The sequence below is a fragment of the Micromonospora parva genome (assembly GCF_040649675.1).
Lineage (GTDB): Bacteria > Actinomycetota > Actinomycetes > Mycobacteriales > Micromonosporaceae > Micromonospora > Micromonospora parva.
Genome location: NZ_JBEZFX010000006.1, coordinates 422,086 through 441,935 on the forward strand (window position 1 = coordinate 422,086; position 19,850 = coordinate 441,935).

At 70.5% G+C, this 19,850-nt stretch carries 19 protein-coding genes; 9 read left to right on the top strand and 10 right to left on the bottom strand.

From position 1 onward, the window contains the following. Positions 1-43: 43 nt before the first annotated feature. The 3 genes from AB0C03_RS18025 to AB0C03_RS18035 form a co-directional block, all read right to left on the bottom strand. Positions 44-595 carry a hypothetical protein gene (locus tag AB0C03_RS18025; RefSeq protein ID WP_357637885.1) on the bottom strand — a complete coding sequence of 184 codons (552 nt, stop codon included), beginning with the start codon at positions 593-595 and terminating at the stop codon, positions 44-46. 120 nt (positions 596-715) lie between these two features. Then, positions 716-2,563: a glycoside hydrolase family 15 protein gene (locus tag AB0C03_RS18030; RefSeq protein ID WP_357637887.1), complete on the bottom strand. Its 1,848-nt coding sequence runs from the start codon at positions 2,561-2,563 to the stop codon at positions 716-718. A 149-nt stretch (positions 2,564-2,712) separates the two neighbouring features. Then, positions 2,713-3,306 carry a TetR/AcrR family transcriptional regulator gene (locus AB0C03_RS18035; protein WP_357637890.1) on the bottom strand — a complete coding sequence of 198 codons (594 nt, stop codon included), beginning with the start codon at positions 3,304-3,306 and terminating at the stop codon, positions 2,713-2,715. 96 nt (positions 3,307-3,402) lie between these two features. Between AB0C03_RS18035 and AB0C03_RS18040 the strand changes: the two genes are divergently transcribed. Further along, on the top strand, positions 3,403-3,780 hold the full coding sequence (locus tag AB0C03_RS18040; protein WP_030328280.1) for a DUF4267 domain-containing protein: 378 nt from the start codon (positions 3,403-3,405) through the stop codon (positions 3,778-3,780). 90 nt (positions 3,781-3,870) lie between these two features. On the opposite strand, the gene AB0C03_RS18045 is transcribed toward AB0C03_RS18040, so the two are convergent. Then, on the bottom strand, positions 3,871-4,851 hold the full coding sequence (locus AB0C03_RS18045) for a LacI family DNA-binding transcriptional regulator (protein ID WP_357637978.1): 981 nt from the start codon (positions 4,849-4,851) through the stop codon (positions 3,871-3,873). A 287-nt stretch (positions 4,852-5,138) separates the two neighbouring features. Here AB0C03_RS18045 and AB0C03_RS18050 point away from each other — a divergent pair, with 287 nt between their 5' ends. The 4 genes from AB0C03_RS18050 (at position 5,139) to AB0C03_RS18065 (ending at position 10,542) form a co-directional block, all read left to right on the top strand. Further along, positions 5,139-6,323 (top strand): extracellular solute-binding protein, encoded by a 1,185-nt coding sequence (locus AB0C03_RS18050; RefSeq protein WP_245233506.1) that lies wholly within the window; start codon positions 5,139-5,141, stop codon positions 6,321-6,323. After that, positions 6,320-7,318 carry a carbohydrate ABC transporter permease gene (locus AB0C03_RS18055; RefSeq protein ID WP_030328275.1) on the top strand — a complete coding sequence of 333 codons (999 nt, stop codon included), beginning with the start codon at positions 6,320-6,322 and terminating at the stop codon, positions 7,316-7,318. The genes AB0C03_RS18050 and AB0C03_RS18055 overlap by 4 nt, the downstream gene beginning before the upstream one ends. After that, positions 7,315-8,181, top strand: a complete 867-nt coding sequence (locus AB0C03_RS18060) for a carbohydrate ABC transporter permease (RefSeq protein ID WP_357637893.1) — start codon at positions 7,315-7,317, stop codon at positions 8,179-8,181. The genes AB0C03_RS18055 and AB0C03_RS18060 overlap by 4 nt, the downstream gene beginning before the upstream one ends. Positions 8,182-8,331: 150 nt before the next feature. Beyond that, positions 8,332-10,542: a beta-xylosidase/alpha-l-arabinosidase gene (locus AB0C03_RS18065; protein WP_247681053.1), complete on the top strand. Its 2,211-nt coding sequence runs from the start codon at positions 8,332-8,334 to the stop codon at positions 10,540-10,542. Between the two features lie 45 nt (positions 10,543-10,587). On the opposite strand, the gene AB0C03_RS18070 is transcribed toward AB0C03_RS18065, so the two are convergent. The 3 genes from AB0C03_RS18070 to AB0C03_RS18080 all read right to left on the bottom strand — a co-directional run bounded on the left by AB0C03_RS18070 (position 10,588) and on the right by AB0C03_RS18080 (position 13,416). Beyond that, on the bottom strand, positions 10,588-11,517 hold the full coding sequence (locus AB0C03_RS18070) for an oxygenase MpaB family protein (RefSeq protein ID WP_245233505.1): 930 nt from the start codon (positions 11,515-11,517) through the stop codon (positions 10,588-10,590). Then, complete coding sequence (locus tag AB0C03_RS18075; RefSeq protein WP_357637897.1) at positions 11,514-12,230, bottom strand: haloacid dehalogenase-like hydrolase; 717 nt, start codon at positions 12,228-12,230, stop codon at positions 11,514-11,516. The genes AB0C03_RS18070 and AB0C03_RS18075 overlap by 4 nt, the downstream gene beginning before the upstream one ends. 139 nt (positions 12,231-12,369) lie before the next feature. Continuing rightward, positions 12,370-13,416 (bottom strand): SMP-30/gluconolactonase/LRE family protein, encoded by a 1,047-nt coding sequence (locus AB0C03_RS18080; RefSeq protein WP_357637900.1) that lies wholly within the window; start codon positions 13,414-13,416, stop codon positions 12,370-12,372. A gap of 286 nt (positions 13,417-13,702) precedes the next feature. Here AB0C03_RS18080 and AB0C03_RS18085 point away from each other — a divergent pair, with 286 nt between their 5' ends. From AB0C03_RS18085 to AB0C03_RS18100, 4 genes are all read left to right on the top strand, one after another. Continuing rightward, positions 13,703-14,881 carry a MalY/PatB family protein gene (locus tag AB0C03_RS18085; protein ID WP_357637902.1) on the top strand — a complete coding sequence of 393 codons (1,179 nt, stop codon included), beginning with the start codon at positions 13,703-13,705 and terminating at the stop codon, positions 14,879-14,881. Between the two features lie 208 nt (positions 14,882-15,089). Beyond that, positions 15,090-15,605, top strand: a complete 516-nt coding sequence (locus tag AB0C03_RS18090; RefSeq protein ID WP_030328261.1) for a SigE family RNA polymerase sigma factor — start codon at positions 15,090-15,092, stop codon at positions 15,603-15,605. After that, positions 15,602-16,771, top strand: coding sequence for a hypothetical protein (locus tag AB0C03_RS18095; RefSeq protein ID WP_030328259.1), 1,170 nt, complete (start codon positions 15,602-15,604; stop codon positions 16,769-16,771). The genes AB0C03_RS18090 and AB0C03_RS18095 overlap by 4 nt, the downstream gene beginning before the upstream one ends. A 135-nt stretch (positions 16,772-16,906) precedes the next feature. After that, the gene (locus tag AB0C03_RS18100) at positions 16,907-17,290 is read left to right on the top strand and encodes a hypothetical protein (RefSeq protein WP_245233524.1); all 384 of its coding nucleotides are present in this window, start codon (positions 16,907-16,909) and stop codon (positions 17,288-17,290) included. A gap of 11 nt (positions 17,291-17,301) precedes the next feature. On the opposite strand, the gene AB0C03_RS18105 is transcribed toward AB0C03_RS18100, so the two are convergent. The 3 genes from AB0C03_RS18105 to AB0C03_RS18115 all read right to left on the bottom strand — a co-directional run bounded on the left by AB0C03_RS18105 (position 17,302) and on the right by AB0C03_RS18115 (position 19,732). Next, positions 17,302-17,700, bottom strand: a complete 399-nt coding sequence (locus AB0C03_RS18105) for a hypothetical protein (protein WP_357637905.1) — start codon at positions 17,698-17,700, stop codon at positions 17,302-17,304. Positions 17,701-17,833: 133 nt separating this feature from the next. After that, positions 17,834-18,709, bottom strand: coding sequence for an alpha/beta fold hydrolase (locus tag AB0C03_RS18110; RefSeq protein WP_357637908.1), 876 nt, complete (start codon positions 18,707-18,709; stop codon positions 17,834-17,836). Between the two features lie 9 nt (positions 18,710-18,718). Next, positions 18,719-19,732 (bottom strand): hypothetical protein, encoded by a 1,014-nt coding sequence (locus tag AB0C03_RS18115; protein ID WP_209444472.1) that lies wholly within the window; start codon positions 19,730-19,732, stop codon positions 18,719-18,721. Between the last annotated feature and the right edge of the window lie 118 nt (positions 19,733-19,850).

Below are 19,850 nucleotides of genomic sequence, written 5' to 3' on the forward strand. Positions count from 1 at the left end.
CCCTTGCAGGTCCCGGGGCTCAGGTGGCCTTTATCCGCTGTGGTCAGCCCAACGTGAAGGTCACGTCGTCGACGTCGAAGGCGGTGACGCCGTTGCCGGCAGCCTCGCTGCCGAGGAAGCTGACCGTCGCGGTGCGCTCGGTCGTCGCCGTCCCGCTCGACATGGTGTACTGCCGCCACAGCGCCCCGCCGTCGAAGGCCAGCGAGAACCTCGTCTTCGGCGGTATTCCGGTGACCGCCATTCCGACGTTCAGGTAGTCGCCCCGGCTGATCTCCGTGGTGGTGGTCCGCACCCAGAAGCTGACCGTCAGGTCGCAGTTGGCCGGCACGGTGACGGTGGTACGCAGCAGGTCGCTGCGCGTCACGTCCAGCCCCGCGAAGGTGGCGTACCCGCGCCCGGTGTGTGCGGGCCGGGTCGCGTCGCCGAAGACGACGATGCGGGGGCCGGCGCTCCAGCCTGTCGCGCCGCGCTCGAACCCCGGGTTCGGGTGGATCTGCCCGGCGCAGGGCGGGTCGGCGACCGGCTGGCCGTGGGATGCGCTGCCCGTGGTCAGGAGCAGGGCCGCGGCCACTGCGGTGGTGACGAAGGCTTTCATCAGGTCTCCCCGCGTGAATACATTCGAGATGGTCGATATGTATCGACGATGCGCGATGGACGTGGGCGCGTCAAGCCCTTCCCGAGGTGGGCTCGCACGCGGGGTGACGGGCGACCGGCGCTACCGGCGGCGGCGGGCGTCAGCCTCGGTGTCGAGCAGGTCGTTGAGGGTCAGCGCGGAGTTGATCAGGGAGAGGTGGCTGAACGCCTGCGGATAGTTGCCGATCTGCTCCCCGGTGGCGGCGATCTCCTCGGCATAGAGGCCGAGGTGGTTGCTGAAGGTGAACATCTTCTCGAAGGTGAGTCGGGCGTCGTCGAGGCGGCCGGAACGGGCCAGCGCCTCGACGTACCAGAAGGTGCACATGTTGAAGGTGCCCTCGTGGCCGGGGAGGCCGTCGGGGGAGTGGACCGGGTCGTACCGGTGGACCAGGCTGTCGGAGACCAGCTCGCGTTCGATCGCCAGCAGGGTGGACTGCCACAGGGGGTCGCTCGGCGTCACGAAACCGACCGCCGGCATGGCGAGCAGCGCCGCGTCCAGCACGCTTTCGTCGTACGCCTGCACGAACGTGCCCCGGCCCCGGTGGTATCCGCGGGCCATGACCTGGTCGTAGATGCGGTTGCGTTGTTCGGTCCAGCAGGCCATGTCCCCGGGGCGGCCGGTGCGGGTGGCCAGTCGGATCGCCCGGTCCAGTGCCACCCAGGACATCACCCGGCCGAAGGTGTAGTTGCGGGGATGGTGCCGGCTCTCCCAGATGCCGGCGTCGGGCTGGTCCCAGTTGCGGCAGAGCCAGTCGACCAGCCGGACGGTGCTCTTCCACACCTGGTGCGAGACACGGATGCCCTGCTCGTCGGCGAGGTGCATGGCGTAGAGCGCCTCGCCGTGGATGTCGAGCTGGAGCTGGTCGGCGGCGCCGTTGCCGATCCGCACCGGGCGTGATCCGCGGTAGCCCTCCAGATGGTCCAGCACCTCCTCGTGCAGGTCGGAGGATCCGTCCACCCGATACATGATCTTCAGTGGATCCTGGTGGTCGCCGGCCTCGCGGATCCGCTCGTCCAGCCAGTTCATGTACCGGCTGACCTCCTCGGTGAAGCCGAGGCCGAGCAGCGCGTGCACGGAGAAGGACGTGTCGCGTACCCAGGTGTAGCGGTAGTCCCAGTTACGGGTTCCGCCGACCAGCTCGGGCAGCGCGGCGGTGGGCGCGGCGATCATCGCGCCGGTCGGCGCGTACGTCATGAGTTTCAGCGTGATGGCCGAGCGCTCGACCATCTCCCGCCAGCGGCCGGTGTAGCGGGAACGCTCGAGCCAGCGCCGCCAGTAGTCCTGGGTCCACTCGAACATCCCCTGGATCTCTTCGGGCGGGAAGATGCGCGGTTCGCTGCCGCCCGTCTCCAGGACCACCCCTCCCGTGTCACCTTCGTTCAGCGTGCCGTACGCGACCAGGTCGCCGCCCTCAAGGTGGATGTCACCCTGCTCGGAGATCAACCGCCGCACGGGGTCGACCGGGTTGAACGTCAACGTCGCCGACCGGCTGCGGAAGACGTAGCCGTCGTGGTGGCGCTCCAGTTGATGCTCGTCGCGGGCGTAGTTGAACCGCGGTCGGCACTCCACCCGGAAGCGCATGCTGCCCCGGACCATGGTGACGATGCGGACCAGGCGGTGCGCGTCGGTGACCCGCTCGCCGGTGACCGGCATGAAGTCCATCACCTCGGCCACACCGTCGGCGCTGATGAACCGGGTGATCAGGATGGGCGTGCCGGGGAGGTAGAGCTGCTTGGTCACGTACCGCACGTCGTGCGGCGCGATCTGGAAGTAGCCGCCCTTCTCCTTGTCCAGCAGCGCGGCGAAGATGCTCGGCGAGTCGAATCGCGGCGCGCAGAACCAGTCGACAGTTCCGTCACACGTCACCAGCGCGGCGGTCTGCAGATCGCCGATGAGCCCGTGATCCTCGATCGCCGGATAGCTGTCCACGTCTCTCCCCGGTTCGGCGGCGTCCTGCGCATCGAACCTAGGGAAAAGATTGTCGACTTAGGTGAGATTCACGTTCTGCCACCCTGTCGCGTGCGCCGGCGTGCGCCGGCCGTCCGGGCGGCCCGTGACGATCATCGGAGCGCAGGCTCTTACGGAGTGCCCGGGCTCGCCGGGGAGTCGGCGAACCTGGTGACGAGGAGGTCGATTCGTTCCTCCTGGCCGGCTGGGGGGATGCGACCGCTCTCCGACAGGACGGCGATGCCGTGCAGGGCGCCCCAGAGGACTTCGGCGAACAGCTCGCGGCGCTCGTTGGCCGGGGGAAAGCAGCTGACGAACTCGTCGAAGCAGGCTCGCAGCGGGGCCGGTGTCTCGGCGCTCGCGAACGTCAGTTCGGTGGGCAGGATGAACATGGCCTGGTAGAGGGCGGGGCGTTCGGTCGCGAAGTCAAGGTAGGCGCGGCAGACGGCGCGCGGGGCGTGCGCGGGCCCGGGGGCGGCCTGCCGTGCGCGGCGCAGGTGGGTGGCGAGTTCGCCGAACCCGTCCAGGGCGACGGCGCTGACGATGGCGTCCTTGCCGTTGAAGTGGCTGTACAGCACCGGCTGGCTGTACTCGACCCGGTCCGCCAGCCGTCGTGTCGTCACCGCCTCCCAGCCTTCGGTCTCGGCGAGCTCCCGCGCGGCCGTGATGATCAGCTGGTGGCGGTGCGCGCGTTCACGTTCACGGCGCTCGCTGATGGCGGACATGAGCGAATTCTAGCAACGCTAGACATCCTGTCGAAGGCAAACTATCTTCGCTATCGAATCTAGCGACGCTAGATATCCGTCCAGGAGGAGATGCTCATGCTCACCACCATCGCCACCGTGCTCGCCGGCCTGATCGGCGCGGGCATCATCGTCATCGGGGTGCGCGCCTTCTGGGCGCCACAGGCCGCAGTCGGCTTCGGCATCCCCGGCACGCCCACCGAGGACCGCAGCTTCCAGGCATGGCTGACCGTCAAGGCCGTGCGTGACATAGCGTCCGGGCTCTTCGTCTTCATCCTGGTGGCGGGAGCGACACCCGAGCTGCTGGGCTGGTTCATGCTGGCCGCCGCCGGCATACCTGTCGGCGACGCCCTGATCGTGTGGCGCAGCAACGGCCCCAAGGCGATCGTCTTCGGCGTCCACGGGGCCACGGCCGTGGTGATGCTGGCGGTCAGCGTTCTTCTGCTCGTCGCCTGACCACTGCCTGGCGACGGGTCCGCGCGCCCCGCGCCGGCTCGCCCCCCGCGTGGCGCAGGACGAAGCGCCGGCCGTCTGGCCGACTGGGCGTCAGCGGTGCGGGCGGCAGGAGGAGCGGATGACCAGCTCCGTCGGGAGCCGGATGTGGGTGTCGCGCTCGACGCCGGCGATCAGGTCGACGAGCAGGCGCAACGCCTCGGCGCCCATCCGCTGCAGCGGCTGCATGATGGTCGTCAGCGGCGGGTTGACGAGCGCCGACTCCGGCACGTTGTCGAAGCCGATCACCGAGAGGTCGTCGGGCACGCACAGGCCCATGTCGCGGGCCACGGCCATCGTGGATATCGCCGAGAGGTCGTTACCCGCGAAGATCGCGGTCGGCCGGTCCGCGAGGCCGAGAAGCTCCGCGGCCGGGCCGGCCGCGGTCTCGATCCGGAACCCACCGGGGCGGACGAGCCGCTCGTCCACCGGCACGCCGGCTTCGGCCATCGCACTGCGAAAGCCGGCCTCGCGCAGCTGCGCCGACATCAGGTCGGTGCGTCCGCTGATGTGCCCGATCCGGGTGTGGCCGAGGGAGAGCAGGTAGTTGGTCGCCAGCACCGCGCCGGCGAAGTTGTCCGAGTCGACGGTGGGTAGGTGGGACGGACCGGTGTGCGGGTCGACGGCCACGACGTGGAAGTTGTTCTCGGTCTCGACCACTGTCGGCGTGACGATCACGGCGCCGTCGATGAGAGTGCCGGAGAGCCGGGCGAGCGACCGCCGCTCCCATCCGACTGCCGCGCCCTCGCCGTCCCCGCTGGAGTAGGCCAGCAGCTGGTACCCACTGCCCGCGACCTCCTGGGACGCGCCCTTGAGAAGCTCGGTCGAGAACGGCTCGAACTCGGCCAACAGGATGCCGAGCACGTTGGTCCGGTGGCTGCGCAGGCTCTGCGCCCCCAGGCTCGCCTCGTAGCCGAGCTCGTGGATGACCTGCTGGACGCGCTCCACCGTCGCTCGGGCCACGCCGTATCTGCCATTGACGACCTTCGATACGGTCGCGACCGAGACGCCGGCAGTGCGTGCGACATCGGACATCTTGACGCGCTGCTGAAACACCACGTCGATGATGATAGGGCCGCAGTCGACGAGGTGTCGCCGCCGATTCGAAAACGTTATCGATACCGATTGACATCAAGTTACATGACTGTAAAACTTCGCCGCAGGCCGAGTACCGCGACTGAGTAGTCGAGGAGACATCGATGGCAACGAAGCGACGTAGAAGTGCCGTCCTGGCACTGTTGATGACAGGTGTTCTCGTTGCCGCCGGGTGCAGCGGCGGCGGCGAAGAGGCAGCCCCTCAGGGGGAGCTCTACAAGGACCCGGTGACCCTGACCTGGTGGCACAACGCCTCGCAGGACGGGCCCGGCAAGACCTACTGGGAGAAGGTCGCCAAGGACTTCTCCGCACTCCACCCCACGGTCAAGATCGAGATCGAGGCGATCGAGACCAACCAGCTCCAGCGCACCAGGATCCCCGCCGCGCTGCTGAGCAGCGACCCGCCGGACATCTTCATGACCTGGGGCGGCGGTGAGATGACCGAGCAGGTGGAGGCCGACTACCTCAAGGAGGTCACCGACCAGGTCAAGGCCGAGGTCGCCAACATCGGCAGCGCCGCAGAGATCTGGCAGGTGAAGGGCAAGCAGTACGGCCTGCCGTTCCGGATGGGCATCGAGGGCATCTGGTACAACAAGGACATGTTCGCGCAGGCGGGCATCTCGGCTCCGCCGACCACGTTCGAGGAGCTCAACGCAGCTGTCACCAAGCTCAAGGCGATCAACGTCGTTCCGATCGCCGTGGGTGCCGGTGACAAGTGGCCGGCCGCGCACTGGTGGTACAACATGGCGCTGCGCGCCTGCTCGGTCGACACCCTCAAGAAGGCGGCCGCGGAGAAGACCTTCGACGATCCGTGCTTCGTGAAGGCCGGCCAGGACCTGAAGGCGTTCATCGACACCAAGCCGTTCCAGCCCAACTTCATCGCCACGCCGGGCCAGAACGACCCGACCAGCGCCAACGGCATGCTCGCCAACGGCAAGGCCGCGATGGAGCTGATGGGTGACTGGAACCGCGGCACGCTGGACACCGTCGCCACGGACAAGACCAAGCTCGCCTCGTTCCTCGGCTGGTTCCCGGTGCCGGCGATCTCCGGTTCGCCGGGTGACCCGAAGGCGGCCCTCGGTGGTGGCGACGGGTTCTCCTGCTCCAAGAACGCGCCCGCCGAGTGCGTCGAGTTCCTCAAGTACATCGTGAGCCCCGAGGTGCAGAAGGGCTATGCCGAGACCGGCACCGGCCTGCCGGTGGCCAAGGGCGCAGAGGGCGCCGTGAAGGACCCCGCGCTGACGTCCATCCTGCAGGCCACCTCCGGGTCGAGCTACGTCCAGCTCTGGTTGGACACGGCCTACGGCAGCACCGTCGGGACCGCGATGAACGACGCGGTCGTCGCCATCTTCGCCGGCAACGGGACGCCTGAGAAGGTCGTCTCGGCGATGAAGGCGGCCGCAAGCAAGTGACCTCCGCCAACCAGATCCGTATGCCCGCCGGCGGCGCTTCCGCGTCGCCGGCGGGCCCCCGCCAGGCTGGGCGCGCGTCCGCCCGCCGCGCCGACAACCGCCGCAAGTGGTACGAGATCATCGGCCTCACCACGCCAGCGATCCTCATCTACGTGATGTTCGTGCTGGTGCCGATGGGCTTCGCGGTCTACTACAGCCTGTTCCGCTGGCGCGGGGTCGGGCCGCCCACCGAGTTCGTCGGCCTGAGGAACTACACCCTCGCCTTCCAGGATCCGATCTTCCTCGACGCGTTGCGCAACAACGCCATCATCGTGTTCGGGTCGCTGCTGATCCAGGGCCCGATCGCCCTGGGCGTCGCCCTGCTGCTCAACCGTCGCTTCCGTGGGCGCGCCGTGTTCCGCCTGCTGGTGTTCGTGCCGTACGTGCTCGCCGAAGTCACCGTCGGCATCATGTGGAAACTGCTCCTGACCGGCGACGGCACCGTTGACGCGCTGCTGCGGTCCCTGGGCATGGGCGGGCTGGTGCAGGCCTGGCTCGCGGACCTGGACGTGGTCATCTGGACCCTGCTGGCCGTCCTCACCTGGAAGTACGTCGGCTTCGCCATCATCCTGCTCCTCGCCGGTCTGTCCAATGTGCCCGACGAGCTGACCGAGGCGGCGTCCATCGACGGCGCGAGCTGGTGGCAGATCCAACGGCACGTCACGATCCCGCTGCTCGGCCCGACGATCCGGATCTGGATGTTCCTGTCCATGATCGGTTCACTGCAGATCTTCGACATGATCTGGGTGACCTCGGTGCCCGCGGTGCGGTCCCTCGGCGCATCGGCCACCATGGCGACCTACATGGTCGACAACGGCTTCTTCGCCCGGCTGTGGGGCTACGGCAACGCCGTGGCGGTAATCCTATTCGTCATCTCCTTCGTGGCGGCGCTGCTGTTCCAGCGGTTCCTGCTCCGCCGCGACATCGAGGGCGCCATCACCGGAAGGGCGAAGTGACGATGGCCGTGAACAGCGTTCTCCCCCAGTCCAACGGGCGTCGTCAGATTTCCTGGGGCACGCCGCTCACCTACGCGATAGCCCTCGCGATCGCTGCGGTGTCGATCGCCCCGGTCATCTACGTGGTCATCGGCGGTTTCCGCACCACCCCGCAGATCGTCGCGGACCCGGCCGGCCTGCCCGACCCGTTCGTCTGGGACAACTACGCCCGGGTGCTGACCCAGAGCAACTTCTGGCGGCAGGCGTTCAACAGTGCAGTCATCGCCCTCGGCACCACGCTGGCCGTGGTCGTGTTCGGCCTGGCCGCCGCGTTCGTGCTCGCCCGCTACCGCTTCCGCGGGCGGGAGGGGCTCTACACCTTCTTCACCCTCGGTCTGCTGTTTCCGGCCGGGGCGGCGATCCTGCCGCTCTACCTCATGCTGCGGGACCTGAACCTGATCAACTCCTACTACGCGGTGATCCTTCCGCAGGTCGCCTTCTCGCTACCACTGACGATCGTGATCCTGCGTCCCTTCCTCTCGGCCATCCCGAGAGAGCTGGAGGACGCCGCCGCCATCGACGGTGCGAGTCGGCTCGGTTTCCTCTGGCGTGTCGCGATGCCGCTGTCGCGGCCCGCGCTCGTCACCGTTGGCGTGCTGGCGTTCGTGGCGAGCTGGAACTCGTTCCTGCTGCCGCTGCTCGTCCTCAGCGACGTCGACCTGCACACCCTGCCGCTGGGCGTGCAGAACTTCTCCAGCCAGTACACCACCGACACGGCAGGCGTCCTCGCCTTCACCTCGCTGGCGATGCTGCCGGCACTGCTGTTCTTCACGCTCGCGGAGAGGCAGATCGTCGGTGGCCTGCAAGGTGCGGTCAAGGGCTGAGCGGCAGCGGTACGAGCACAACCAGAGAGGCACAGCATGACTGAGGTCCACGAGGTGGTGGGCGGGCCGGCGCCGGCTCAGGCAGATCCGAACCACAGCCGACAGGGCGGGCGCGACGGAGGGGATCGCCTCCACGACCTCCTCGGCCGGATGACGATCGAGGAGAAGATCGCCCAGCTCGTCGGCTTCTGGGAGAAGGAGGACGGCGAGGCGGTCGCACCACTGCAGGGGGAGTTCGGCGACAACTCCAAGCTTGAGGACTTCTCCCGGCACGGGCTCGGTCATCTCACCCGCGCCTACGGCACCCGTCCCCAGGATCCGGCGCAACGCGCGTCCTGGCTGTGGAAGTTCCAGCGGGACCTGGTCACCGGGACCCGGCTGGGCATCCCGGCAATCGTCCACGAGGAGTGTCTCACCGGGCTGTCGGTGTGGAAGGCCGCCACCTTCCCCACCCCGCTGGCCTGGGGTGCCGCGTTCAACCCCGAACTGGTCACCGAGATGGCCGCGGCGATCGGCGCCTCGATGCGGACTCTCGGCGTCCACCAGGGGCTCTCCCCGGTGCTCGACGTGATCCGCGACCCCCGCTGGGGTCGGGTGGACGAGTGCATCGCTGAAGACCCGTACCTGGTCGGCACCATCGGCACGTCGTACGTGCGCGGCCTGCAGTCGCAGGGGGTGCACGCCACCCTCAAGCACTTCGTCGGCTACTCCGCCTCGCGCGCCGGGCGCAACTTCGCCCCGGTGCACGCCGGCCGACGGGAACTGGCCGACGTGCTGATGCTGCCGTTCGAGATGGCGATCATCGACGGCGACGCGCGGAGCGTCATGCACTCCTACACCGACATCGACGGGGTGCCCGTCGCCGCCGACCCGACGATGCTGACCGGCATCCTGCGCGACCAGTGGGGCTTCGACGGCACCGTGGTCGCCGACTACTACGGGGTCGCGTTCCTGAACCTGCTGCACCACGTGGCGAGCGACCACGCGGAGGCGGCCGGGCAGGCGTTGACGGCCGGTCTCGACGTCGAGCTGCCGACCGGCGACGCCTATCTGACCCTGCGGGAGTCGGTACGGACCGGCAGGATCGACGAGGCGATCATCGATCGCGCGGTGCTGCGGGTGCTGCGCCAGAAGCTGGACCTGGGCCTGCTCGACGCGACCTTCAGCGACGAGCCGCCGCAGGCTATCGACCTCGACTCACCCGAGCACCGGTCGATCGCCCGCCGGCTCGCCGAGGAATCGATCGTGCTGGTCGCCAACCGGGACGCGCTGCCACTGCCGGCGGGTCGGCGGATGGCCGTCATCGGCCCCAACGCCGATCGGCAGAGTGCGCTCTTCGGGTGCTACTCGTTCCTCAACCACGTCCTCGTCCAGCATCCCGGCGTGGAGACCGGCATCGAGGTGCCGACAGTGCTCGACGCCGTGCGGGTCGAGTTCGGCGACGACCTCGTCACCTGGGCCCGGGGCTGCGACGTGGACAGTGACGACCGGTCCGGCTTCGACGAGGCGGTCGCCACGGCGTCCGCCGCGGACGTCGCCGTCCTGGTCGTCGGCGACCACGCCGGCCTCTTCGGACGCGGCACGGTCGGCGAAGGGTGCGACCGGGACGACCTGGAACTGCCCGGCGTCCAGCGCGAACTGGTCGAGGCGGTGCTGGCCACCGGCACGCCGGTGGTCCTGGTGCTGCTCACCGGGCGGCCGTACACGATCGGTTGGGCGCTGACGCGCTGCGCGGCGGTGGTGCAGGCGTTCTTCCCGGGCGAGGAGGGCGCCGGGGCGATCGCGGGAGTGCTCTCCGGGCGGGTCAACCCGTCGGGCAAGCTGCCGATCACCATGCCCGGGCCGGCCGGGGCGCAGCCCTACTCGTACCTGCACCCCACCCTCGGTCAGGGCAACGAGGTGACCAGCCTGCCGGCGATACCCGTGGCGCCGTTCGGCCACGGGCTGTCCTACACGACGTTCGCGCACACCGATCTCACCGTGTCCGGCACGGTGCCGACCGACGGGGCGATCGGGGTGAGCGTGCGGGTGACGAACACCGGCGCTGTCGCCGGCGACGACGTGGTCCAGCTCTACGGTCGCGACGTGGTCGCCTCGGTGACCAGGCCGTTGGCGCAGCTGCTCGGCTACCAGCGGGTCCACCTGGAGCCGGGTCAGTCCGTCACTGTCGAGCTGACCGTCCCCACCACCCGTCTGGCCTTCTCCGACCGCACGTACACCCGGGTCGTGGAGCCCGGCGAGGTCGAGCTCTGGGTCGGCACCAGCGTGCAGCGCGACACCCAGGCGGTGACCACACTGGTCGGTGACACCGTCCCGGTCACCAACGCCTCCCCACGCTGGACCGTCACCACCATCCGCTGAGACCGGTCCGCCGGCCGTCCCTCCAGGTCGGCCGGCGGACCGCGGTCACTCGGGTGCCGGCTCGCGGCTTCGCCGATCTCGCCCGGCCGGTTCGGTCACGCCGGTGCCGGCGACCCCGCCGTCGCGGCGGTCGTGCCGCGGGCCGAGCTGGCTGATCTCGTACCCGTCGGGGTAGCTCCTGGCCCGGATGCCGTCGGCGAACAAGGCCGTCGCCCGTGGCGCGCCGAACCACCGCTGCGACAGTGAGCGCGTCTTCAGGGCCAGGTGCAACCCCGCCCGGACCGGCCAGGCCGGCGTGTCCACCCGCGTCGCGCGCCGCAGCGGCGCGTCGTACAGGGCACTGACCAGTGCGTCTCCCAGCGGCGCGAGCATCCGAGGGAGCCGGGCGAGCATCAGCATGCGGGTGGCCCGTTCGATGGCCGCCGCGTCGTCGTTGGGTTGCAGGTGAGCCGCGTCGTGCGCGTCGAACCAGGTCTCGAACTCGTCGTACGACGCGGGGATGTCGGTGATGCCCATCCGTCGGCCGAGTTCCCGGTAGAACAGGTACGTGGCGTGCCGTTCGTGGCAGCAGGGCGGGCGCCAACCGTACGCCTGCAACCACCGGGTGGGGATCACGACCAGGCAGCCGAGGACGTAGCGGAAGTCGTCGTTGCTGATGTCGTACGGGCGGTGGATCTGGTTGACGCGCCGCAACGCGTCACGGCCCCGGGGCTGCTCGAAGCCGTTGAGCACCATCTCGTACATCAGCAGGCCGGTGTCGTCGATCCGCTTCTGGGTGCGTTCGGTCAGCTCACCGGTGGCGGCGTGCACAGTGGCGATGGCGGGGACGGAGAAGGACCGGTTGAAGGCGAGGTTGAGCCCGAGCTTCATGTCCCACGGGAACTCGTGGCGCAGCATCGTCTGGTAGATGTCCAGGTAGTCGCGCTCCGGATCGAGAGCGCGGGTACGGGTCAGGTTGTCGTAGCGGCCTCTCATCGGTGGGCGTCTCCCATGGTCGGCCCTGGTGACCGGCGGTTCGGGGCCCCTCCCGGTGCCGGTTCCTCCTCCGGGAGGTGAGCACCCGTCCAGGTGACGGTGGCCAGCCGGGCGCCGAGTAGCCGCCGTGCCCGGGCGGTCTGCCGGGCGTTCGCGTTGACCAGCACCGGCTGCTGCGCGGCGCTGAGGATGGGGAGATCCGACAGCGAGTCGCTGTAGGCCACCCGCCACGGTGGCGTCACCCCGTGGGCGGCGAGCTGCGTTATCTTGGCCGACCCGTGGTTGTGCACGATCAGCTTCGGCCCGCGAATGCGCGAGGCCACGAGCTCGACCTCGGCGAGGCCGATCACGTCGAGCACCGCGCGCGCCAGGGTGTGCTCGCAGGCGGTCACCACGATGACCCGGTCGCCCGCGTCGAGGTGGGACCGGACAGTGCGCAGGCCGGGCCCGATGATCCGCCCCGGCTCTTCGCCGAGGTCCGCGCCGAAGCGTGCGAGCTCTGCGGTCAACTCGTCGGCGTTGCGGCCCGACAAGCCGATCCGGCTCACCCACCGCGCCGCCCACGGACGCGCCGCGGGAACGGCGGCGACGGGCGCGAGGAGGACCAGTAGCGCGACGGCGAGCGGCAGCCGGGCGCCGGCGAAAGCAGTGCGGCGCAGGAACAGGCCGAATGCGTCGCCGCGCAGCAGCACACCGTCAAAGTCGACGATCACCGTGCCGGCGGTCGACGCCCCTGTCGCACTACCGACCACTGTGCCACCGGCGGTTCGCCATCAGTCGAGTGTACGGGCGGCCGGCGTCGGCGGCGGTGTCCGACCGCCCGGCACTCGACGGTGAACCCGCCAGCGACGCTCAGTACGGATATCCGGGAATGTTGAGTCGCACGCTGTACAGCCCGGAGTCGCCCCACGGGCCCGACGTGATGAAGAGGGTCTGCCGGTCGGGGCCGCCGAACGCGACGTTTGTCGTGCCGGTGTTACCGGGCCGGATCGTGCCGAGCGGGGTGCCGGCCGGGGAGTAGACGTGCACCAGCGAGTCCCGACCCGAGGTCCAGTAGACGTTGCCGGCGCAGTCGATGGTGCCGCCGTCCGGACCGCCGATGTAGTTCACGAAGACGCTGCGGGCGCCGACGCTGCCATCGGGCTGGACGACGTACTTGTAGATCTTGTTCTCGGCGTAGGCGCCCACGTACAGCGCGCTCCCGTCCGGCGACAGCGAGATCCCGTTGGGTTGGCGCAACGTGTCGTCCACCAGCGACACCTGCCCGCCGGAGACGCGGAAGACGCTGGTGCGCCCGCTCATCTGGTCGGGCCGGTTGCCGCGCTGGAAGTTCGGGTCGGTGAAGTAGACGACGCCGTCCGATCGGACCGCGACGTCGTTCGGCGAGTTGAACGCCCGGCCCTGGTAGTTGGCCGCGACGGTGCTGCGGGTCCGGTCGCTCAGCCGGTACGCGGAGACGCTGCGCTGGTCGTGGGTGGCCGCGACGAGCTGCTGGGCGTCGGCGGTGAGCGCGAGCCCGTTGCTGCCGGCGTTGGCGATGAACGTGTCGAAGGTCGCCGGCGGGGTGAACCGGCGGATCGTCGACGGCTGGACGTTGTACGGCCCGGTGCCGGCGGTCATGTCGGACATCAGCAGGTAGCCACCGTCGGCGACCCAGACCGGCCCTTCGAGGAAGGTGAACCCGCCCCGGATCCGCGGAGCCGTCACGGTGCTCGCCGGCAGCGGCGGGCCGTAACTGACGCCGGTTGGGCAGGCCCCGGGCGGTGCGCCGGGCGGACCGGCGAGTGCGGCGTGCGCGCTGGCCTGCGCAGCGTGGACGGCAGCACCGGCGGACACTGTGGTGGTGGTGACCGCGAGGCACAGGCCAGCCAGCGCGGCAAGGGTGGGACGCCAGGTCATCGAACACTCCAATCGGCGTCGAGGGTGGCGATGGCCGGCGTGCAAGGTCGGGGGCTGGCACGGCGTGAGGACGGGGCCGTCGACGTGAATATTCGGGAGCCTAAATCATGAAGCAGTGGTCCGCAGCGGTTTTGCCGGCAGATATTTCGAAGCGGATCCGGTTTGTAGACAAAGGCGCTGGTCAATGCGAAAAGGTGCCCGTGGAATAGTTCCGAGCGGACCACAGTGGAGTGTCCGGCGGTGGTCCGGGACACCGGGCCGGGACGTGGCGCAATAGGGTTGGGCCATGACCGGCCTGCTCAGTGGTGCCCGAACCGCAGCCAATCCGCTCCGTCAGCTCACGATCGACCAGCTCCGGCAGCGGACCAGCCTCAAGTGGCGGGAACACCCCGACGACGTGCTGCCGCTCTGGGTGGCGGAGATGGACGTGCCCCTGGCCGAGCCGGTCGCACTGGCGATCACCGACGCCGTCGCGCGCGGCGACACCGGCTACACCGCCGGCACGGCGTACCCGCAGGCGTTGGCGGAGTTCGCTCGGCGGCGGTGGGGCTGGGACGGGCTGGCCGTGGAGCGCACCGCACTGGTGCCCGACGTGATGCACGGCGTCGTCGAGGCGCTGCGCCTGGTCACCGAACCGGGGGACGCGGTGGTCGTCAACTGCCCGGTCTACCCGCCGTTCTACGAGTCCGTGGCGCACGCCGACCGCCGGATCGTGGAGGCGCCGCTCGGCGAGGACCTGCGGATCGACCTCGGCACGCTGGAGGAAGCGTTCCGGCGGGCCCGCGCCGGTGGACGGCCGGCGGCGTACCTGCTCTGCAGCCCGCACAACCCGACCGGCGTCGTGCACACCGCGGCCGAGCTGACCGCCGTCGCCGACCTCGCCGAGCGGCACGGGGTGCGGGTGGTCGCCGACGAGATCCACGCGCCGGTGGTGGCCGGCGGAGCGCGGTTCGTGCCGTACCTCTCGGTGCCCGGCGCGGAGAACGGCCTGTCGCTGATGTCCGCCTCCAAGGGATGGAACCTGTCCGGCCTGCGCGGCGGGCTCCTCGTCGCCGGCCCGGCCGCGGCCGGGGACCTCGCTCGCGTCCCGTTCGGGGTCAGCGTCAGCACCAGCCACCTCGGCGTGATCGCCCACACCGCAGCCTTCCGCGACGGCGGCGAATGGCTCGATTCCCTGCTGACCGGCCTGGACGACAACCGTCGGCTGCTTGCCGACCTGCTCGCCGAGCACCTGCCGGCCGTCCGCTACCAACCCGGTCAGGGCACCTACCTGGCCTGGCTCGACTGCCGGGCGCTGGGCCTCGGCGACGACCCGGCCACCGTGTTCCTCGACAGTGCCCGGGTGGCGCTCAACTCCGGGTTGGCGTTCGGCACCGGCGGTGATGGGCACGTCCGACTGAACCTGGCCACCGCGCCGGAGCTCATCACCGAGGCGGTACGCCGGATGGCCGGCGTCGTCGGCTGAGACCGGCACGGATGTCGGTAGGTCGCTCTACGGACCAGCGGGGCCCGCAGGCTCACCACCGCACTGGCCGGCCGACCCACTGATCCGCGTTCCGCCGGGCCGGGACACCCCCAGCCCGGCCGAGTGGTCCGCCTTCCGACCGTACTTCGCGGGGGACGCAACCTGATGGTCGTCCGGCCCCGTCGAGCTTGCGGAGGAGGGAGCCTTGATGGTGGATGCCGAGGGTGAGTTCGTGGAGTACGTCTCCGCGCGACTGCCGCGCCTGCATCGGACCGCGTTCCTGATGTGCGGTGACGCCCATCTGGCCGACGACGTGGTGCAGCAGACGATCACGTCGCTCTACGTGAACTGGCGCCGGGTCAGCCGGGCCGACAACGTCGACGCGTACGTCCATCGGATGCTGGTGCACAAGCTCGTCGATGAGAAGCGCCTGAGCTGGGCGAAGGTCCGGTTGTTGGGGTCTGCGCCGGTGCCGGAGCGCTCACCGGCGACCCCGCATGACGACCTGGCCGAGCGGGACAGCCTGCTCGCGGCGCTCGCCCGTCTGCCGCGCGGCCAGCGCACAGTGCTGGTCCTGCGGTTCCTGTGCGACCTGTCGCTGGCCGACACGGCCGCCGCGATGGGCTGCTCCGAAGGCAACGTGAAGGCGCAGACGGCCCGGGCTCTGGCGGCTGTTCGCCAGGTGCTCGACGTCGCCGAGATGTCAGCGAGGAGTCCGAGATGACCACCGTGGACGATCAGCGGATCGCGGCGCTGCTGCGGTCGGTGTCGGTTCCCGAGCCGCGGGTCGACGTGAGCCGGGCCGTCCGCGACGGCCGGCGCCGCCGCCAGCGGCGCCGCGTCGCCGGAGTCGCCGCCCTGACGGTGCTGGCCGGGGTCGGCGTCGTGGGTGCCGTTCAGGTCGGCGGGACCGCCAACTCGCCGGCGCCGACCACGCCGGCACTCGCGGTGTCGCCAGCCGCTACCGGGTCGGCCGCCCCCCGCCCGCCAGTCACCTGCCAGGCGTCGTGGTTGTCGCAGCCGATCGACGGTCCGGTCGCGGTGGCCGTCGGAGTCGACCCCACCGGGCGGTACGTCGTCGGCGACATCGGCACCGGGCAGGAGGACGGGCGGGTTGTGCTGTGGACCGACGGCAGGCCGGTCGTCCTGCCGAAGACCGCACGGCACGCGGCAGCGGTCAACGCCAGCGGCCATGTGGTGGGCACCGACGGCGACGGCACCGGCTGGGTGTACCGGGACGGGAAGCTGCGTCCCCTGGCCACCCCGCCCGGCTTTGACGCGGTGCTCGTGCACGCGGTCAACGCCCGGGGTGACATCGTCGGGACGGCCCGCAGGTCGGACGACTCGCACCAGGCTGTGCGGTGGTCGACGGCGCAGCCCCAGACGTACCGGCTGATCGGCCAGCGGGGGTCGACCGCGACCGGGATCACCGACGACGGCACGATCGTCGGCGAGCTGGACCAGCAGCCCTACCGGTGGACGCCGCAGGGTGTCGGTGCGGCGCTGGCGGTGCCCGAGGGCTACCCCCGGGCGTCGGTCGAATCGGCGCGGGGTGAGTGGGCGATCGGGATGGTTCCGGGCGGCAGCAACGGCGGCGCCGTGCAGATGCTGCCGGTGCGGTGGAACCTCACCACCGCGGCGGTGAGCCTGTTGCCCTTCCCCGGGGCGAGCGGCATCTCCGCCGAGGGTGAGGTGCTCATCGGCGACGGCGCGCCGCTGATCGTCGCCCCGGACGGCACCTCCCGCCGGCTGCCGGGCCGACCCGAGGTCCGCGCGACCGAGCCGGGCACGTACACGGCGGAGGGGATCAGCGACGACGGTCTGACGGTGGTCGGGGCCGTCTACGAGAACCAGGCGTACCGGCCGCTGGTGTGGCGCTGCGGACGTTGACGGTTTGAGCGGCCCCGTTCACCGTCGCGGTGGGGGACTGCCGGGGAGCGTGCCTCCGGGTCGTTTCAACCGACCGGGCCCGTGGGTACGCTCCCACCCGGCTGATCACCCGATCGACGGAGACTCCTCGTGATTATGGCGCTGCTGCTCGACCTCGCCAACATCGTCGGTGGCTTCCTGCTCGCCGTGGCGCTGCTGCGGCTGCTGCCGCGGGTCGGCGACGACCTGGGCCGCCTCGCCGGTCGGGCCGCCCCGATCGCGTGGGTGGTCGGCGTCGTGGCGTTGGTGACCGGCGGCTACTACCTCATCGTCCACCTGGTCTCCGGGCCCCGGGTGTTCCACTTCGAGGTGGTGGGCATCGGGGTGGGGCTCGCCCTGCTGTGGAGCCGGCTGACCGGTCGGCCGACGCCGCGCGACGGGCAGTCGGACGGCGCCACCGGAGTCCGGCTGTTGCTCGCGATCTTCGGCCTCATCGCGATCGTCGTCGGCGTCCAGGGACTGTTCACCCCGGACGGCTGAGGCTCACCGGCTCAGGCGATGGTGGACGGTCGCGGTGCCCTGGTGACCACGGCGCTGGCGAGCAGAAGCGCCACCGCTGGGAGGAACGCGCCACCGATGCCCAGCCCGAGCAGCAGCCCCCAGCCGGTGATGACGAGCGCGGCCATCAGGTCGGCGGCCACCGTCAGCCGACCGAACCGCTGCGCGAGGACGGGCAGCACCGCCGCGACGACGGGGACGCCGAGCAGATAACCGGCCGCGGCGCCCGAGTCATCCACTGTGAACGGAGCCAACGCGGCGGCCACCAGCACGGTGATCGCCAGGGCCGACCAGCGGAGCACCGACCGGGTGTCGGCCGGTCTGCGGAGCAGGACCACGAGACCGACGAGCAGGACGCCCACGACGGCCCCGACGCTCACCACACCGATCATGATGCTCTCCTCGACCGCCGCAGGTGGTGTCTCATCGAAGACGGCGGATCGTCGTCTCTGCGTCCACCATACGGCTGCCCCGGCCACCGGCACGAGGTCAGAACATCAGGCGCGTCCGTGCCGGGTCTGGGTGTCAGCCGGCGTCCAGCACCTCCCGCAGCCGCGCGGCGAACTCCTCGGGTTTGCCCGCGTAGCCGAACTCGCCGCCGAGGAACCCGCCGTGGTGGCTCGGGAACACCACGGCCTCCTGGCCGAGCAGCGCCGCGAGGCCCAGTGCGGTGCGGGCGGTGTACGTCCCGGCCGACTCCTCGCCGACCGCGACCACGATCCGGGTGGGCGCGGCGGTGAACACCTCCGCGTCGGGGCGGTAGTCGGTGATCGCCCACGAGTTCTGCGACAGCAGCGGATCGTCGCGGCTGCCGTCGTCGTCGGCGGTCAAGCCGAACATCGCCGGGTCGGGGGTGGGCTGGGCGAAGTAGGCGTCGGTGAACTCGCCCTGCCAGGAGGTCATCGCGATGAACGCGGCCATCCCCGCGCCCGAGCCCTTCGCCTGGTACGCCTCGTAGAAGCCGGCCCGGGCGCGCTCGGCGGCCGTGGCGTCGGGGAGCACGGCGTTGATCGGCGGTTCGTGCGCCACCAGGGTGGCGACGTCGCCGGGATGGGTGGCGACCAGTTCGAGGGCGGTCACCGCGCCGCCGCTGCTGGCGAAGAGGTCGACCGGACCGACGTCGAGCGCCTCGACGAGCGCGTGCAGGTCGGCCGCCTGCTGCTGCGGCGTGTGGTCGGACCGACCGTCAGTGCGGACGCTGCGGCCCAGGCCACGCGGGTCGTAGGTGAGGACCGTGCGGTCCGTGAAGTGCGGGGCGAGGGCGGTGAAGCCCTCCGCCGTCATCGGCTGGCCGATCAGGAGCAGCGCACGATGGGCGCCGGTGGGAGGTAGCGGGCCGCGGACGTCGTAGACCAGGTCGACGCCGGGAATGTCCAGGGTGTGTGTCTGGATGTCCTGCATCCGATGAGACTACGGCCGGCCAGGGGAAATCGGCGGCGGCTGGCGGAGCGCGTCGTCGATGATGCCGGGCATCCGCCGGGCCACTCCCGCGAGGAGGTCCGCGACCTGGACGCGCGGGTCGTCGCGGGAGTCGACCATCACCAGCCCCGCCAGGGGTGACACCCCGGTCGGCAACGCGGCAGCCCGGTTGCCGCCGGCCGCCGACGCGTCGCCGTTGGCGGCCAACACCCGCTGAAGCCGGGTCAGCCGGTCGGCCGTCAGGGCACTCTGCTCGTCGTGGGTCACCAGCACCTGCCGCTGGCCGCCGCTCCAGGACAGGACCGTTTCGGCCAGCGCCGGCAGCAGCGGTTCCAGCGGGGGAGGGACCGTGCGGTCGTCGGCGTCGAGCCTGGCCACCACGGCCCGCACCTGGTTCGGGCGGAGCCCGCCGAGGACGGCGTCGGCCACCGTGCCGAGGCCATGTCGCCGCAGCGCGTCCCGGGCCTGGAAGAACCGCCGCACCGTCTGGTCGACCGGAAGCCGCCGCTTCATCCGGACCAGATCGACGAACGCCGACAGGAAGGCAGTCCAGTCGCTTCCGGTCGAGCGCCCGGCCGCGTACAGGGCGAGAGCGGCCGGATGGTGCTCGCGAGCCAGGCGGGTGCCGGCCGCGTACGACGGCTCGGTCAGCAGGAAGTCCACGATCCGGGTGACGAGGAAGAACTCCTTGTCGATGAGGTGGACGTGCGCGCGGCCGGCCAGCGTCGCCAGGAACCACTCCAGTGCCTCCTGCGCGCCGGAGCCGCGCAGGAACCGGCCGGACTTGAGCTCGTGCGGCGCGAACCGGAACCCGGACCGTAGGGCGGTGATGATCGCGACCGCCTCGTCGGCGGCCAGGTCGACGCTCGCGTGCGTGATCACCGGGGCGGTCGAGTGCAGCAGGTTCGTACCCGAGAATCCCGACTCGTCGCAGGCGATCCGCACGACGGCCCCGACCACCACCGCGCCGCCCGGCGGTAGTCCGCCTTGGAGGGGCGATCTCACCGCCGTCCTCCCGCCATGCCGCCCATGGTCACCCGTGATCCGGCGGAGAACAACCCGATTGTGGAGGCGAGAACGCTGGGCGGTGCCGGTGCTTGGCGCGGGGCGCAGCCGGATCGCC

Excerpts from the sequence above, each read along its gene's own strand:
- AB0C03_RS18025 (WP_357637885.1), bottom strand. The coding sequence starts at position 595 with ATGAAAGCCTTCGTCACCACCGCAGTGGCCGCGGCCCTGCTCCTGACC.
- AB0C03_RS18035 (WP_357637890.1), bottom strand. The coding sequence starts at position 3,306 with ATGTCCGCCATCAGCGAGCGCCGTGAACGTGAACGCGCGCACCGCCAC.
- AB0C03_RS18040 (WP_030328280.1), top strand. The coding sequence starts at position 3,403 with ATGCTCACCACCATCGCCACCGTGCTCGCCGGCCTGATCGGCGCGGGC.
- AB0C03_RS18045 (WP_357637978.1), bottom strand. The coding sequence starts at position 4,851 with ATGTCCGATGTCGCACGCACTGCCGGCGTCTCGGTCGCGACCGTATCG.
- AB0C03_RS18065 (WP_247681053.1), top strand. The coding sequence starts at position 8,332 with ATGACGATCGAGGAGAAGATCGCCCAGCTCGTCGGCTTCTGGGAGAAG.
- AB0C03_RS18070 (WP_245233505.1), bottom strand. The coding sequence starts at position 11,517 with ATGAGAGGCCGCTACGACAACCTGACCCGTACCCGCGCTCTCGATCCG.
- AB0C03_RS18080 (WP_357637900.1), bottom strand. The coding sequence starts at position 13,416 with ATGACCTGGCGTCCCACCCTTGCCGCGCTGGCTGGCCTGTGCCTCGCG.
- AB0C03_RS18085 (WP_357637902.1), top strand. The coding sequence starts at position 13,703 with ATGACCGGCCTGCTCAGTGGTGCCCGAACCGCAGCCAATCCGCTCCGT.
- AB0C03_RS18090 (WP_030328261.1), top strand. The coding sequence starts at position 15,090 with ATGGTGGATGCCGAGGGTGAGTTCGTGGAGTACGTCTCCGCGCGACTG.
- AB0C03_RS18095 (WP_030328259.1), top strand. The coding sequence starts at position 15,602 with ATGACCACCGTGGACGATCAGCGGATCGCGGCGCTGCTGCGGTCGGTG.
- AB0C03_RS18100 (WP_245233524.1), top strand. The coding sequence starts at position 16,907 with ATGGCGCTGCTGCTCGACCTCGCCAACATCGTCGGTGGCTTCCTGCTC.
- AB0C03_RS18105 (WP_357637905.1), bottom strand. The coding sequence starts at position 17,700 with ATGATCGGTGTGGTGAGCGTCGGGGCCGTCGTGGGCGTCCTGCTCGTC.
- AB0C03_RS18110 (WP_357637908.1), bottom strand. The coding sequence starts at position 18,709 with ATGCAGGACATCCAGACACACACCCTGGACATTCCCGGCGTCGACCTG.